Source organism: Bacillus cereus group sp. MYBKT111-2 (genome assembly GCF_051915205.1).
GTDB lineage: Bacteria > Bacillota > Bacilli > Bacillales > Bacillaceae_G > Bacillus_A > Bacillus_A paranthracis.
On record NZ_JBQAEG010000011.1, the window covers coordinates 24,933 to 40,526 of the forward strand.

The following is a 15,594-nucleotide window of genomic DNA, read 5'->3' on the forward strand; positions in this document are numbered from 1 at the left end:
AAGTTTCCTAAAGAAAAAGACCCTACCTTAGTAGCGCCTTTGCTCCTTTTATTAGTGCCCACCGTGCCCTTGACCACTTTCTTGCACAATCTCTAATCTCTCATCTAATATTCCTTGTGTTTCAAATGAAATATCACTCGTACTTCCTAATAGGAAGCCGTGGTTATACGGTCCAAGTGTTGGGTCATCTTTAAACTTCGGTTGAATACTTGCAAGGAAGTCATACACTGGTTGTGAAGCTTTTCCTTCCTCTAAAAAGATAACAGGTGCATGTTTACCCATATGTGAAAATGGTGCTCCTGCAACTGCTAAGTCTGGTGTTTTGTTTGAAACAAATGATACACCATGGCCTGGTTTCGTGAACCCCCATCCAAATTTTGTTCTTTCATCTTTAAATTTCGCAAATGCAATAGAATTCTCTATCGGATTCTCTCCACTAATACGCGTTACTTTTCCATATTTGCTTAACTCTTTTTCCACTTCTTTTGAAATGATTTTTTCTGGTCCTAATACATATATATTCGCTTTATCTTTTCTCATCTTTAATGCCTCTATCGTCGCTTTTGGCACCTTATCTTTCTCTGTATATAAAAGCGGTTCTGGCATATGAGAAATCCAGTTTACAGCTGGTGTTGCATATAAACGTCCTTCTTCTTCAGATGAACCGATAATAACACTATTCGGATAACTACCTGTTATATCCGCATACTCTTTATCAACATCTTTTGCAAATGTAGCTGGATCCGTTTCTTTTATTTGCTTTACTTTATACTCTTTTAATTGCTCAAGGATAGATGCATCGACATCCCCCATCACCATAATTTGTGTTCCATCTTTCGTTCCGAGCGGATTTAATCGTTTTATTTCTTTTAATGTCATTTCGGGTACCTTTTCTTTTTCTATAAATAGAATCGGTCCGTTATTCGGATGATGAATAAGGTCTGCACTTGCAATACCTAATTGCCACTCATTTACTGGTACTAAAATAATAGCACCGGGTTGATTCTCTTTATGCGTTGCTGGCCATATCGTTTGCGAAGTTAATACTGCCATTTGCAGAGGATCATTTGTGTTTAATCTCGTTACATTTTTTAAACTTGTCGTTAATAAATCATTTGATGCACCTTGATTCATTTCTTTCGGCGCAGTTACCTCCTGATTCATTTTCATTTCCTTCTGCTCTGTTTTCTTCTCTTCTTTAGATTCATGATTTTTATGATCTGTATTTGTTTGTCCACATGCCGCAAGACCAACTGCTGTAATTATTGTTATCCCAAAAACTCGGGTCATTTTTTTCACTATACCGCCTCCGTATAAATCATTTTCGAGCCAATATCATTACCTAAAATGGAATTTCAACTTTACAATAACAAGCAATTCTGAAGAAATTATGCAGACGCATTATAATCTGCACCATTTCTTCATGATTTTGACTTACAATTTAAGTAACGATTATACATATGGAGGGCTCTCTATGATTGATATACTGCTCGTAGACGATGAACCGAGAATGCTTGAATTATTAACGCTTTATCTTACTCCCACTGGATATAACTGCATATGTGCACGATCCGGAGAAGAAGCGATTTCACATATAGAAAATCAAAATTTTAAATTTGTTTTACTCGATATTATGATGCCAACGATGGACGGATGGGAAACGTGCAAAAAAATCCGCTCATTTAGTAACGTTCCTATCATTATGGTAACAGCTCGTGATCAAACGGTAGATGTCGTCCAAGGATTAAAAATCGGAGCAGATGATTACGTAACGAAACCTTTCCATGAAGAAGAGCTTTTCGCGAGAATTGAAGCTGTTTTAAGGCGAACGAATCAACGGACGCAAATCCAATATCACGGCATTTTATGGGATGAGGCAAAGCATTTCGTTTCTGTCTATAACGAAGAACTTCTTCTTACACCAATTGAATTCTCTTTACTCGGATTATTTTTACGTCATGTGAACTACGTATTGAACCGTGATCAGCTCATTGAACGAATTTGGGGATTAAATACAAATACAGAAGATAGAACTGTCGATTCACATATTCGTAATTTGCGTGATAAATTACGAAAAGTAAATTTCCCTATTGATGATCATTTAAAAACTGTGTACGGAGTTGGCTATCGATGGGTTGATACTCTAGATTAAGGAGCAAAGCAATGAAGCGAATTTCTATTCAGCTCGGATTTTATTTTTTGATTGTTACACTTTTAATCGAAAGTGTTCTATTTGTCTCGCTTTATTATAGTCTTGTCAACAATAGAGTAAATGAAGAAATGACAGCTTTATTAAAGCGCGGAAATAGTCACAGAGATGTCCTTGAAAAGTATTTTGATAAGCAAACAATCTCCCATGTTGCACTAATGGAATCCGAAGCCGAAACTACTGTTGTTATTACAAATGCAAATAAAGATGTACTAGCTAAATCCAATGAAATAAATACTACTATAAAAAGGCATATTGAAAAGATGCAAACGCGGACAGATCATGACGGAGCAATTATAGAGAATCATTGGAAAACATCTAATTATATATGTACAGTTAGTCCAATTATAGTCGCAGGAAAAACGGAAGGCTACGTATATATGTTTCTTGGAACGGCATCAATAGAAGAAATGGTGAATGGACTAACAAGACAATTTATTATTGCTGGAGGCATTACTTTTCTATTAACAGCCATCACCATCTTTCTATTATCACGTTTGTTAACAAAACCATTGTTACACATGAAACATGCCACTGAAAAAATGAGTAAAGGAGATTTATCAGTTTCATTAACGACTACTCGAAATGATGAAATTGGTGAACTAGCATCATCTATTCAAACACTCGCAAATGATTTACATTATATGAAAACAGAGCGAAGTGAATTTCTGGCAAGTGTTGCTCATGAATTACGAACACCATTAACATACGTAAGAGGTTATGCTGACATTGCTTCAAAAGAAGCAACATCTCCTGAGCAACGTTTGCGGTATTTATCTATTATAAAAGATGAGTCTGATTACATCACAAACTTAGTTCAAGATTTGTTCTCCCTTGCACAAATGGAACAACATAACTTTTCTATTCAAGTAAAGGAAGTGCATTTACACACCTTCCTTACGCGTATATGTAAAAAAGTAAACGCCATGTATAAAGAAAGGTACATTAAAGTTTCTTTCTCTTGTCCTCCTACACTGCTAGTAAACTTAGATGAACAACGATTCGAACAAGTTGTGGTGAATATTTTAAATAACGCTTATAGACATTCAAAAGAGTATTCTCTTATCCACATTTCTGTTACTGAAGAACATAAAAGTATTTCCATTACAATTGAAGATGAAGGTGAAGGTATTCCGCTTGAAGACCTCCCTCACATTTTCGACCGCTTTTATCGAGTTGATAAAGCGAGATCACGAGCTACAGGCGGAACTGGTTTAGGGTTATCTATCGTGAAAGAAATTGTAGAGCTGCACGGTGGGAATATTACTGTAACGAGCGAAGTTGATCACGGATCTTACTTTATTATTTCATTGCCATCTATACAAAAACACGACTACCATCAGTAGTCGTGTTTCTTTATCATTTTACTTTATAATATAAGTTTACAAATTGCCCAAAACGTTTCGTATCCGTTAAAGTTAAATTAATTTCTGGGTTCTTGTCTTGAAATAACGGAACTCCAGAACCTAATATATGCGGTGTAATCGTAACAACATATTCATCAATTAGATTATTCTTAAAGAACTCTCTCAGTAGACTCCCTCCACCGACCATCCATATTTTAGATCCTTCTTGCTCTTTCAACCTTTTTGTAAACTCCACTACATCTTCATTTACAAACTCCACGTGTTCGTTTGAACCTTTTTCTGAGTTAGAGAAAACATAACATTTTTTATCTACATACGGGAATGTTTCCATATGCTCTACTACATAATCGTACGTTCTTTTTCCCATGATTATCGTATCAATTGTTTCATACATTTCTGTATAACCGTTATCTCCCTCTCCTTCTGTTTCCATTAACCACTCTAAATCATCATTTTCTTTCGCAATATATCCATCTAAGCTCGCCGCAATAAATAAAACTATTTCACGTGACATATCTTTTCCTCCTTGCATCTCATCTTGATAATCATCTTGATAACATATGATGTAAACAATATACTAACAATAAAACATGACAATTTATGTCATGTTAAAGAGAAAAAAGGTGATACATTTGTCAAAAGCTAAACGCTTATTAGATATTCTTATATTTGCTTCTGCCAAAAAGACATTTACAGCGCAAGAAATAGCTGATGAATTTAATATTTCCGTTCGTACTGTCCATAGATACATTTTAGATTTAAGTGATATGGGGTTGCCCATTTACGCAGAACAAGGTCGTAACGGCGGCTATAAAGTATTAACGAATAGAGTCATTCCACCTATCTTATTTACGGAAGAAGAAGCAGTCTCCATCTTTTTTGCTTTTCAATCTTTAAGTTACTATCGAGACTTGCCTTTTAACACAGAAATCAATTCCGTTACACATAAACTGTATAGCTCCCTACAACATGATGCAAAAGCGAAAGTTGATAAAATACGCTCTTATATTGCTTTCTGGAATCCGAAGAGAACGATTGATACACCTCTTTTAAATGAAGTACTAACTGCGGCTATTGAAAATAAAAATTTACACTTTCAATACGAATCTAAATCAGGGATAAAAACAAAGCATGTTCATCCTATCGGTGTATATGCTCATGACGGGCTATGGTACTTACCATCCTATGACTTCAGTAGAAAAAAAGTATTACTGTATCGCGTTGATCGTATTCTTTCTATATTATCAACGGAAGAAAATGAAGATACATTCATGAATTTAGCAGAGTGGTTTGCCTCTAACTCTAACGTAATACATAGTCCTACTCAGTTACATGTTTTACTAGCAACAGAAGGTGTACGCCAATGTAAAAGCGTGCCTTACCTTGAAGAATTCGTTGTAGTAAACGAGGACGGGACAGGATATATACATTCAACAATTGATAAAGGTGAAATAAACTTTATTATCCCTTTATTTTATAGACTTGGAAAAGATGCAAAAGTGTTAAAACCGAAAGAATTAATAGATGGTTTACGTATACGTGCGAAAGAAATTTTACATATGTATGAAGACGAAAAAAGCTGCTAGATGTAAGCAGCTTTTTAGTCTCTTTGTTACTATTGACGAATATCAATCCACCAACGATGTTTCGCATTCATATTTTCAGTGTCGCCAGTCCCTCTGTAATTGAAAGCATCCAAAAAGATTGAATCTAGTTTATCCTCATCTACAAAATAACCTAAGTTAACCTTCACCGTTTCTCCTGGTCGGATACTACCAATATTGTAGAAGCTTTTTCCATCTCCATGAGGCTCTAAATAATCAACTTCGCCTGTCATAATATTTTTTTCTGCGATTCCATCTTCTTTAGCGTAGTTCCATGCATTACCTTCAAATTTAAGCTGTTTTATAGATGGATGCATATAGATTTCTTCTGTCGACTTTTTACCAATATTTTTTACTGTTGTTTTTAAGTAAACAAACTTAGGATTAACTAATTTTGTTTCTACTAATTTATGAATTGAATCTTTACCATTTCCAAGTTTATATACATCGCGTCTATATGGTATCAATTGTCCCTCTTGATCCAAAGCTTGATTCTTGCTTAATATCTCTAGGCCAAGTTCATTAAAGTTCTCTTGTTTAAAATCTTTGATTGAATCAAAGACTTCAACTTTTTCTATCACATATTCAATTTGGCTGTTATCCATAGATATCGTTACTGGAACCTTTTGCCCTATATGAAATAGTCGTTTGCTATCCTTCTTCAAAGGAATTACCTTAGTTGTTTTACTTTCTTGGCTAAAATACTTTTTATCATAATCGCTTATATATGATGACTTTTCTTTTGACGTGGGCTCAAGTGAAATGCTCCCTAGCACATCTATCATTTGTTCTTCGTTTATATCATTTCCAATATAACTTTGTAACATAATTCCTTCTTCCTCAAAATAGAGAAAAATTACTCTATTAAACATTAAATCTTTATTACCATTTTCTCTATGAACAATTACTGCCTTCTTACCATTTATCTCTTTTTCTTCATAACTTTTCGAGTACAGAGTTGGAAAATCTGAATTCCCTCCTACTCTCCAAAGAACGAATGAAAATCCCCCCATTGCGTAGTTATCTTTAAATGAATATTTCATAGCACTATCATCAATTGCTTCCATATTTTCTGGCAATTTACCTATTTTCAACTTATACCACTTATCACTCTTTTTTGAGTCCTTGTTTGATACCGAAACATTTACTTCGTAATTTTGTTTTTGGACAATCATATTATAGACTTTCACTGCACCAAAAACGGTTGTCGGCATACCAATCAATAAGCAAGCAGCAGCGATTAACATACGATGTTTTTTACGCTTTTTCTGTGGCTTCTCGTCTTTCAGCTTCATTTCCTCCATAAACAATTTCTTTTTGCGCGTATATGTATGTGAAAATTCATGTTGTTCTTCGAGTTTATCAAAATCATCTAAAGCAATCTTTTCAGCAAGTTCATATATTTCTTTGGAGTTCTTTGAATTCGTCATGTTGTATACCTCCTATCATATTTTGGACTCTTTTTCGAGCACGCTCAAACTGCTTGCGGACATTGACTTCCGTTATCCCCATAACACTTGAAATTTCTTGATACGTTAAGTTATAGAAGACTTTATACTTAAACACCTGTCTGTTAGATTCATTTAACTCTTTTAGTAATGCATCAACTTGAACCTCAGACATTTTACGTTTTTCCCACTCTTCAATATTTTCATCTACTGCTTCTATCGATTCTCTTTCATATTCTTCTAAAAATGTTTCATGTCGTCTATTTTTCCGGTAGCTATCAATCGCCTTGTTTTTCGCAACCCTCAAAATGTAGCGTTTAAGCTCTTCAGTACTCAAGCTATGGAGCTTTTCCAAGTTCTTATAAAGAGTAATAAACGTCTCTTGAACCGCATCTTCAGCCTGTTGAATATTATTTAAAATAGAATACGCTACATAATAAATCTTTTGTTCATACAACTCATATAGCTCTTCCATCTTTTCATAATCTTTGTTTGTAACTTTCATATAATTCCTCCTCTCACTCTATATAACGAATGAGCACCATACTTTGTGACACTGCAAAATCTTTTTATAGATAAAATTTAATAATAGAATAAACAAAAGCCCAATTTCTCTATTTTAACTGAGAAATTGGGCTTTTGTTTATTAGAATTTTCCTGAAAACTTCTTTAAAACATCCCTCTTACACTTTTTCATTAAGCAGTATTTGCTCTATCGCTCCTTTTAATAAGCGCTTAGTCTCTTCAAAATTATGATTCTGCTTTTCTCCCGATTGTACCATATAAAACTCAGCAAACGAGCGCTCTTTATATCTTGGTACGACATGCATATGGTAATGTGTTAACTCGTTAAATACTCCACCATTTTGACAAACTGTAACTCCATCTGGTTTATATAATGCCTTAATCGCTTTTGCAATAAGCTTAGAAGCATCCATAATGGATTTTGCTACAACATCATCTAATTCATCTACTTCTACAACATGCTGTTTTGGCACAATTAAAGTATGTCCTGGATAGAAAGGTGCATGATCTAAAAAGCATGTTACATAGTCATCTTCATATACTTTATATATTTTTTCCTCTCCGCCTGCTAATCTACACCCTAAACATTCCATCATATTTCCCCCTTTATTAAAAACATAAAAACGTGAGAGCTATATTCTCACGCTTTTATATTTCACTTTATTAGTTCAATTGTTTCCGTAACTTTTATACTATCTTTTACTGATTGAACAATCGTACAATTTTTCACTGCAAGTTGCAGTGCCTTGTCCAACTTCTCTTCTGTAATGTTTTGTGCTTTAATTTTATAATGCAAATGAACACTTTCAACTGGTTTTGATAATGCTTCACTTCTACCAATTTCCGTTTCAATTGTAAACGTATCGTATGGAATACGTTTCTTTTCTAAAATTGTTCGAAAGACAATTGCACTACATCCTGCGATTGAAGAAATGAGTAATTGTAACGGTGAATACCCGTTTTCTTTTCCAATCGCTAATTGACCATACGATAAATCTGCCTCAATATCATCTTGTTTGATGGTTAGTTTCATTTGTTGTCTCCACCTTCATCGGTTTCTGCCGTTTCTTATTTATATAATAATATATGTAGCAGAAAATGATAAATGGAATACCACAATATAACGCCATTCTTTGTTCTGGAATAAACGCTAAACTAATAACGACGATACTATTTGTAATTAAAGCTAAAATAGGAACAATTGGATATAACGGTGTTCTATATTTTAAGTCCTCTAACTTTCCTCCGCCTTTTATATACTGACTTCTAAAGCGCAATTGCGACAGGGCAATAATGATCCAACTTGAAACAGCTGATAAACCAGCTATAGATAATAAGTACATGTATACTGTATCTTCTGCAAGGAAACTTGTTAATAAAGATAAAGCAGCTACAGCAATTGTTACAACTAGTGCTGTAATTGGAATACCACGCTTATTTACTTTCTGGAAAGACTTTGGTGCCATTCCTTCATTTGCAAGTGACCATAGTATACGAGTTGCCGCATATAATCCTGAATTCGCTACAGATAGTAACGCTGTAATAATAACGAAGTTCATTATATCAGCTGCGTATGGAATACCGATTTTATCAAATACAACTACAAATGGACTTTCAATTACCCCTGCTTCTTTCCAAGAAATTAATCCTACTAAAATCGTCATTGTTAAAATGAAGAATAACATAATGCGCCATACTGTATTACGGATTGCACGTGGAATTGTTTTTTCAGGCTCTTCGCTTTCTCCCGCTGCAATCCCGATTAACTCTGTTCCTTGGAACGAGAAGTTCACTGTAATCATTGTAAGTAATACGGCAGCTAGTCCATTCGGGAATAATCCACCTTCGCTTACAAAGTTAGAGAAAAGAGGTGCTGCTTCTTTTCCGTCATATGATATAAATCCTAATAATGCACTACCACCAAGAACAACAAAGGCAAGAATGGTAACTACTTTAATACTAGAGAACCAAAATTCTAATTCAGCATAACTTTTCGCCGAAATTGCGTTTGAAGCATATAAAATAACACCGAATACGAGACACCATACCCAAACATCAACATTCGGAAACCATCTTTTCATCATTAAACCGATTGACGTTAATTCTAATCCTACTGTTACTGCCCAGCCAAGCCAATAGAGCCAGCCGATCATAAAGCCCGTTCCTGGTCCAATAAACTTCGTCGCATACTTTTGGAAAGAACCTGAAACTGGCATTGCTACCGTTAACTCTCCAAGGCAAAGCATTGTTAAATACATAATAAATCCGCCTACTAAATATGAAAGGATGGCTCCCCCTGGTCCAGCCTGATTAATGGTGTAACCTGAACCTAAGAAAAAACCAGTTCCGATTACACCACCTAGTGCGATCATAAATAAATGTCTACTCTTCATCGTACGATGTAATTTCTCATTCGTTGGTTGCTGCATCTAAATCCTCCCCCTACCAATACCCCTATATCTTGTTAAAATTTTCTGATAATAAAAATATACACGAAAGCGATTACATTTTCTATATAAAATTAAAACTTTTCTGATAAAATAATATAAAAAATTGAATTATTGCAAGATTTAGATTCTATTTAGAGGAAAATAAGGAGAAACAAGGAAAAACCCTTACATATATTGTAAGGGTTAACGAAGTTCTAACCTTCTCGATAAAATTGATAAACTATAGTTTACAATAAAGTACATACAAGCTACTACTATAAACGTCGGAATCATATAATTTACATTTTGTCCGCTAATAATTTGAGCATTATGCATAAGCTCTGGGAGTGATATAACGACTGCTAGCGCTGTATCTTTCAGCAATGAAATAAACTGACTGACAAGTGGCGGGACCATTCTTCTTAATGCTTGTGGTAAAATAATGTGCCAAAGTGCTTGCACATACGTTAATCCTGAAGATCTTGCAGCCTCAATCTGTCCTTTTTCAATAGATAATAGGCCACTTCGAACAATTTCAGATATCATTGCAGCTTCAAATATTGTTAAAGCGACAATTACGGCTGTTATAATTTCTAATTTCAAGCCTGCTTCTGGAAGTGCAAAATATGTGAAAAATATAATTAAAAGTAGTGGTAAGTTTCGAATTACTTCAACGATAACTCCTAATATTTGTGAGAAGACGGGTATTTTTGTGTACCGTACAATCCCTATTACACTACCGATAATAAAGCTAAGTACAATTGCTACGAGCGCTACCTCTAACGTTATAAGTAATCCTTTTAATAAAAACAGAATATGATCACCTGTTATTGCTCCCTTAAAATCCATTTACACCGCCTCCTTTGCTAAGCGTTTTTCTAAATAACGCACTAGCATACTGAGCGGAATTGTTAATATTAAATAAAACATCCCGACAAATATATACACATCGAACGTAACAAACGTCTTCGTTGAAATTAAATCTCCTTGATACATTAAATCAGCACCAGCAATAATTCCGAGTATAGAAGAGTTTTTTACTAAATTGAGAAATTGATTTCCTAAAGGAGGGATTACGATTTTCATCGCCTGGGGTAAAACAATATAATACATTCCCTGTACATACGTTAATCCTGAGGAACGTGCTGCTTCCATTTGACCTTTTGCAACGGATAAAATACCAGCGCGAATGACTTCCGCAATAAACGCTGCAGTATATACGGTAAGCGTAACTGTTCCTGCTACAAAACCATTTAAAGTAATTCCTACTACAGGTAAAGCGAAATAGAATATAAATGCAATTAATACGAGCGGAATATTTCTTACAAATTCTACAATAGCAGCTCCCAACCAATTTAAAATGCGAATTGGTGCAATACGCATTACCGCCAAAATTACTCCTAAAATAAAGCTTCCTATTAATGCAAGTACACTAGACATAACTGTATACTTAAAGCCTTCTAAATACATATCAATGTTATTCGTTAATATAGAAAAATCAGGCACATATTCTCCCCTCTTTCTTTACAAGAAGAGGATGAGTACTCTCATCCTCTCACTTTTACTATTTATCACTTTACTTCTCTGGTTTCTGCCCAATCCATTTCTCATATAATTTGTCATACTCTCCGCTTGCTTTCATGTCTTTAATTAAATTATTAATCTCTTTCGTTAAATCATCTGCACCTTTTTGCACTGCAATTCCGTACGGCTCATCTGTGAAAATTTTCCCGACAACTTCATAATTCGAATCTTGTTTTGCCATACCGTAAAGAATTGCATTATCTGTCGTTAACACATCACCTTTTCCTGCTTTTAACGCTGTAAACGCCTCACTGTAATTTTCAAATTCTAATACAGTCGCTTCCGGTGATTTTTGGCGAATGTTATTTGTCGATGTTGAACCTTTTACTGCTAACACTTTTACGCCCTTTTTCACATCATCAATACTTTTAATATCGCTTCCTTTTTTCACGAGTAACGATTGCCCTGCTTTAAAGTATACATCTGAAAAATCGACCTCTTTTTTACGTTCTTCTGTAATTGTCATTGTTGCAATAATTGCATCAATGTCACCATTTTTCAGGAGTGGAATACGCGTTTTAGATGTTACCTCTTTCAACTCTAGTTTCTTTTCATCCCCAAGAATCTTTTTCGCAAGCGCCTTTGCAACATCAACATCAAATCCTTCTACCTGCCCTGTCGAAGGATTTTTCAATCCAAATAAGTTCGTATCATTCTTCACCCCAACTACTAACTTCCCTCGTTTCTTAATTTGTTCAACAGCACCGCCTTGCTTCGTGTTCGTTTCTTTTGCCTCATCTTTTTTACTTCCGCATCCAGCAACGACAAGTACGAATAGACATGAAAATACGATTAACGTAAACAACTTTTTCATTTTAAGCATAAAACTCCTCCTTTAATGGTTTAACACTCGGCTTAAAAATAGACGCGCTCTTTCTTGTTCAGGACTTGCAAAAAATTGCGCCGGTGTTGTATCCTCAATGATTTTGCCATCATCCATAAATAAAATCCGATCGGCTACCTCCCGCGCGAATCCCATTTCATGCGTGACAACGACCATCGTCATCCCTTCTTTAGCTAGCGTTTTCATAACATCAAGTACTTCCCCGATCATCTCTGGATCAAGAGCAGACGTAGGCTCATCGAATAGCATAATTTCCGGCTGCATCGCAAGTCCTCTAGCAATTGCCACCCTTTGCTGTTGTCCACCAGATAATTGATGTGGATATACACTGGCCTTCTCCGGAATTCCTACTTTCTCTAAATAAAACATCGCCGTTTTCTCTGCTTCCTCTTTTGAAATTTTATTTACTTTAATAGGTGCTAGTGTAATATTTTGAAGAACCGTTTTATGTGGATATAAATAAAAATGTTGAAAGACCATTCCGATATTTCGGCGTAATTCATTCATATCTGTTTTCGCATTGTGTACCTCCGTATTTTGTACAATTAACTCTCCCTCTGTAATTGACTCTAACTGGTTTATACACCGAAGCAACGTGCTTTTTCCTGATCCTGAAGGCCCAACAACTACTACCACTTCACCTTTTTTCACTTGTACATTAATATCTTTTAAAACTTGAAAGTTACCATAATATTTATTTACATTACGAAACTCTATCAACATACTCCCCCCTTCCCCTAACAAAGCATGTACATTCTTTTTATATTCAAAAATAAGCAAAAAAATAACTTTGATCCTCATTTCATCCATAAAAAAAACAAAGGGGTTTCCCCTTTGCTTTTTCATCTCTATTCCATTACGATACTTCTTCTTTCTTATCTTTTCCGTATTCATGCTCCCAGAAATCAGCATTTTTAATGCCCAATGGCCCTGGATCGAATACTGGATCTTTTCCTTCTTTCTTCTGCTTTTCATAATCCTTTAATGCAACTAATGCAGGTTTTTGTAACAATAAAATCGCAATGATATTTACCCATGCCATAATCCCTACACCGATGTCACCTAAAGCCCAAGCCGTTGCTGCTGTTTTTATACAGCCGTAGAATACAGCACCTAAAAAGACAAATTTTAGTACCATAGACAACCAAGGACGGTCTTTATCACGATTTAAGTACGCGATATTCGTTTCTGCAATGTAGTAATACGCCATAATTGTTGTAAATGCAAAGAATAGTAACGAAATGGCAACGAAACCGTTTCCAAACCCAGGGAAAACAGATTCTACAGCTGCCTGTGTATATCCAGGTCCTGGCTGTGCACCATTTAATTTATTAACAATAAAGTTTTTTCCGCTTGCATCAAATACGTTATACATGCCTGTAATAATCATCATAAATGCTGTTGCTGAACAAACAAATAATGTATCAATGTAAACGGAAAATGCTTGCACTAAGCCTTGCTTAGCTGGATGTGATACTTCAGCTGCTGCCGCTGCATGTGGCCCAGTTCCTTGCCCTGCTTCATTAGAGTAAATACCACGTTTTACTCCCCAAGAAATTGCTAAACCGATAATACCACCAAATGCTGCTTCTAATGCAAACGCACTTCTTATAATTAACATAAATGCTTCTGGTAACTTTTCAATATTCATAGCGACAATAACACAAGCTACTAAAATATAACCAACTGCCATAAACGGTACGACAACTTGCGCTACGTTAACAATACGCTTTACTCCACCGAAAATGATAAGAGCTAATACAACAACTAATAAAGCCCCTGATAATGTAGTGTTAATTCCAAAAGCTGTCTCTAAACTTACAGCAATACTATTTGCTTGCACGCCCGGTAATAAAAGCCCAGTTGCAAGAATTGTCGCTGCAACAAATACTAACGCATACCATTTAACCCCTAAACCTTTTTCAATGTAATAAGCAGGGCCACCGCGAAACTGACCTTGATGTTTCGTCTTATATATTTGCGCGAGTGTTGATTCTACATAAGCTGATCCTGCTCCTAAAAAGGCTACTGCCCACATCCAAAATACAGCCCCTGGTCCACCGAAGGCAACCGCTGTAGCTACCCCAGCGATATTCCCTGTCCCAACGCGCCCTGATAACGAAAGTGCTAACGCTTGGAATGAAGAAACACCAGCCTCTGACTTTTCTCCTTTAAATGTCAGCTTCACCATTTCTCCTACGTGCCTTACTTGTAAAAACTTCGTTCGAATGGAAAAATATAAACCTACTCCTAAACATAAATAAACAAGTGCTGGACTCCAAACAATATTATTTAACCAATTTACGAAAGCTTCCAATATTCCCCCTCCTTTTTATCAAGAATATTCAGAATATATAAAAATTATAAATGTATACCGAATCTATGACAATATTATTTTAATAAAACAAACATATTTTTGTATAAAAAAACAAAGCATACATTTATTTTGTATACTTTGTTTTGAACAAAATGTATTATATATTCACAATTGCTTCTTCGCTTATAATTCTTTCATATAACTCTTCACATAATTCTCTGAAGTTATCTGGCATATCTTTCCCTTTAAATTTCTTTTGGAGCGTGCCGTATAGACCTATGTCACGCAAACGTAAAAATAGTGGTAATGATTCATACCAACTATCCGCCAGTCTGTGCTCATACTCATAGCCTTTCCGTAACACTTGTAGCTGTTTACGAGCAAAGTCCGTCTTCTCTTCCGCTGTCCACGGTGTAAATAGAACAGAGTAATAGAGCACCATCGCTAAATCGTGTATAAAGTAATTATAGGCCGCATCATCAAAATCAAAGATAGTTAGCTCTTTTCCATCGTAATGAAAATTACCTGGATGAATATCACCGTGCATAAGGCCGAACGTTTCTCTTTCAATTGGAAGAGCCTTTATCTCATCCATTAATACCGCTGCGATCTTTTTCACTTGATTATCTTCTAATTCATTAACAATCCCACTCTCATCTTCTTCCCACGTATCACGATGATCCGTTTTAGGATAGTTCATTGTTAGGCGATGCAGTTGTCCAATCGCTTTTCCCCATGCTTCAAAGTAAGCCTCTCCCCAATATGGTGATTCCTCTCCTTTTACTTGCTCCCCTTTTGCATATGTAAATAAGGAAGCAAAAAAGAAAGTCCCATCCTCTGCTCTGATTTCTTCTACAAGATTTTGAAACGTTGAGTAAAGAGGTCCCGCTACCTTTGCTCCGTTCTCCGCAACATATCGTAAAAAATCTAATTCAGCTTCGACTTCTTTTTTTGAACGATGAGAAGAATGGGTTAAACGCAATACGTAATCTTCACCATGATCGCCCTTGGCCTTAAAAATATAATTCTCAAAATCTCCAAGCGGCTTTTCTTCCACTGTTACATGAAACAAACTCGCTGCTCTTTTTAAAATCTCTTTCGTAAAAACACGTTCTACAGCTATTTCCATATGTATCCCTCCTATATATCTTCTTAATTCGACATAAATGTTAAAAGTACTGCTATGAAATTGAATAATGCGTGGGCAATCATAGCTGATAAAATAGAATTTGTTTTCTCATATAACCCAAGTATAAATTTCTCACAA

16 protein-coding genes and 1 pseudogene are annotated in these 15,594 nt (G+C 35.4%); 3 read left to right on the forward strand and 14 right to left on the reverse strand.

The features are described 5' to 3' along the window. Positions 1-51 precede the first annotated feature (51 nt). The gene (locus tag ACTFNE_RS23495; protein WP_046198904.1) at positions 52-1,299 is read right to left on the reverse strand and encodes a cell wall-binding repeat-containing protein; all 1,248 of its coding nucleotides are present in this window, start codon (positions 1,297-1,299) and stop codon (positions 52-54) included. Positions 1,300-1,474: 175 nt separating this feature from the next. Here ACTFNE_RS23495 and ACTFNE_RS23500 point away from each other — a divergent pair, with 175 nt between their 5' ends. Both ACTFNE_RS23500 and ACTFNE_RS23505 read left to right on the forward strand, forming a co-directional pair. After that, a complete protein-coding gene (locus ACTFNE_RS23500) occupies positions 1,475-2,152 on the forward strand; it encodes a response regulator transcription factor (protein WP_000565491.1) in 678 nt (225 codons plus the stop codon). An 11-nt stretch (positions 2,153-2,163) separates the two neighbouring features. Beyond that, the gene (locus tag ACTFNE_RS23505; protein WP_046198905.1) at positions 2,164-3,555 is read left to right on the forward strand and encodes a sensor histidine kinase; all 1,392 of its coding nucleotides are present in this window, start codon (positions 2,164-2,166) and stop codon (positions 3,553-3,555) included. Between the two features lie 13 nt (positions 3,556-3,568). On the opposite strand, the gene ACTFNE_RS23510 is transcribed toward ACTFNE_RS23505, so the two are convergent. Then, entirely contained in the window at positions 3,569-4,090 is a 522-nt protein-coding gene (locus tag ACTFNE_RS23510) for a dihydrofolate reductase family protein (protein WP_000085795.1), read from the reverse strand. Positions 4,091-4,166: 76 nt separating this feature from the next. On the opposite strand from ACTFNE_RS23510, the gene ACTFNE_RS23515 reads away from it, so the two are divergent. After that, complete coding sequence (locus ACTFNE_RS23515) at positions 4,167-5,162, forward strand: helix-turn-helix transcriptional regulator (RefSeq protein WP_175543858.1); 996 nt, start codon at positions 4,167-4,169, stop codon at positions 5,160-5,162. A gap of 29 nt (positions 5,163-5,191) precedes the next feature. On the opposite strand, the gene ACTFNE_RS23520 is transcribed toward ACTFNE_RS23515, so the two are convergent. From ACTFNE_RS23520 to ACTFNE_RS23575, 12 genes and pseudogenes are all read right to left on the reverse strand, one after another. Further along, positions 5,192-6,610 (reverse strand): ECF-type sigma factor negative effector, encoded by a 1,419-nt coding sequence (locus ACTFNE_RS23520; RefSeq protein ID WP_000185095.1) that lies wholly within the window; start codon positions 6,608-6,610, stop codon positions 5,192-5,194. Then, positions 6,576-7,133, reverse strand: a complete 558-nt coding sequence (locus ACTFNE_RS23525) for an RNA polymerase sigma factor (protein ID WP_270705939.1) — start codon at positions 7,131-7,133, stop codon at positions 6,576-6,578. The genes ACTFNE_RS23520 and ACTFNE_RS23525 overlap by 35 nt, the downstream gene beginning before the upstream one ends. Before the next feature lie 178 nt (positions 7,134-7,311). Continuing rightward, positions 7,312-7,749: an HIT family protein gene (locus tag ACTFNE_RS23530; protein WP_046198907.1), complete on the reverse strand. Its 438-nt coding sequence runs from the start codon at positions 7,747-7,749 to the stop codon at positions 7,312-7,314. Between the two features lie 59 nt (positions 7,750-7,808). Beyond that, positions 7,809-8,186 (reverse strand): OsmC family protein, encoded by a 378-nt coding sequence (locus tag ACTFNE_RS23535; RefSeq protein WP_046198908.1) that lies wholly within the window; start codon positions 8,184-8,186, stop codon positions 7,809-7,811. Beyond that, the gene (locus ACTFNE_RS23540; RefSeq protein WP_046198909.1) at positions 8,161-9,582 is read right to left on the reverse strand and encodes an amino acid permease; all 1,422 of its coding nucleotides are present in this window, start codon (positions 9,580-9,582) and stop codon (positions 8,161-8,163) included. The genes ACTFNE_RS23535 and ACTFNE_RS23540 overlap by 26 nt, the downstream gene beginning before the upstream one ends. A 204-nt stretch (positions 9,583-9,786) precedes the next feature. Continuing rightward, positions 9,787-10,431, reverse strand: a complete 645-nt coding sequence (locus ACTFNE_RS23545) for an amino acid ABC transporter permease (RefSeq protein ID WP_000345989.1) — start codon at positions 10,429-10,431, stop codon at positions 9,787-9,789. Further along, positions 10,432-11,088: an amino acid ABC transporter permease gene (locus tag ACTFNE_RS23550; protein ID WP_001112694.1), complete on the reverse strand. Its 657-nt coding sequence runs from the start codon at positions 11,086-11,088 to the stop codon at positions 10,432-10,434. A 70-nt stretch (positions 11,089-11,158) separates the two neighbouring features. Then, complete coding sequence (gene glnH, locus ACTFNE_RS23555; protein WP_000916479.1) at positions 11,159-11,989, reverse strand: glutamine ABC transporter substrate-binding protein GlnH; 831 nt, start codon at positions 11,987-11,989, stop codon at positions 11,159-11,161. A gap of 12 nt (positions 11,990-12,001) precedes the next feature. After that, a complete protein-coding gene (locus ACTFNE_RS23560; protein WP_171484669.1) occupies positions 12,002-12,730 on the reverse strand; it encodes an amino acid ABC transporter ATP-binding protein in 729 nt (242 codons plus the stop codon). Positions 12,731-12,866: 136 nt separating this feature from the next. Beyond that, the gene (locus tag ACTFNE_RS23565) at positions 12,867-14,327 is read right to left on the reverse strand and encodes an alanine/glycine:cation symporter family protein (RefSeq protein ID WP_270705938.1); all 1,461 of its coding nucleotides are present in this window, start codon (positions 14,325-14,327) and stop codon (positions 12,867-12,869) included. A 157-nt stretch (positions 14,328-14,484) separates the two neighbouring features. Further along, entirely contained in the window at positions 14,485-15,456 is a 972-nt protein-coding gene (locus tag ACTFNE_RS23570) for a phosphotransferase enzyme family protein (protein ID WP_270705937.1), read from the reverse strand. Positions 15,457-15,479: 23 nt separating this feature from the next. After that, positions 15,480-15,572, reverse strand: a pseudogene (locus tag ACTFNE_RS23575) (CPBP family intramembrane glutamate endopeptidase); the annotation flags it as partial. Positions 15,573-15,594: the final 22 nt, after the last annotated feature.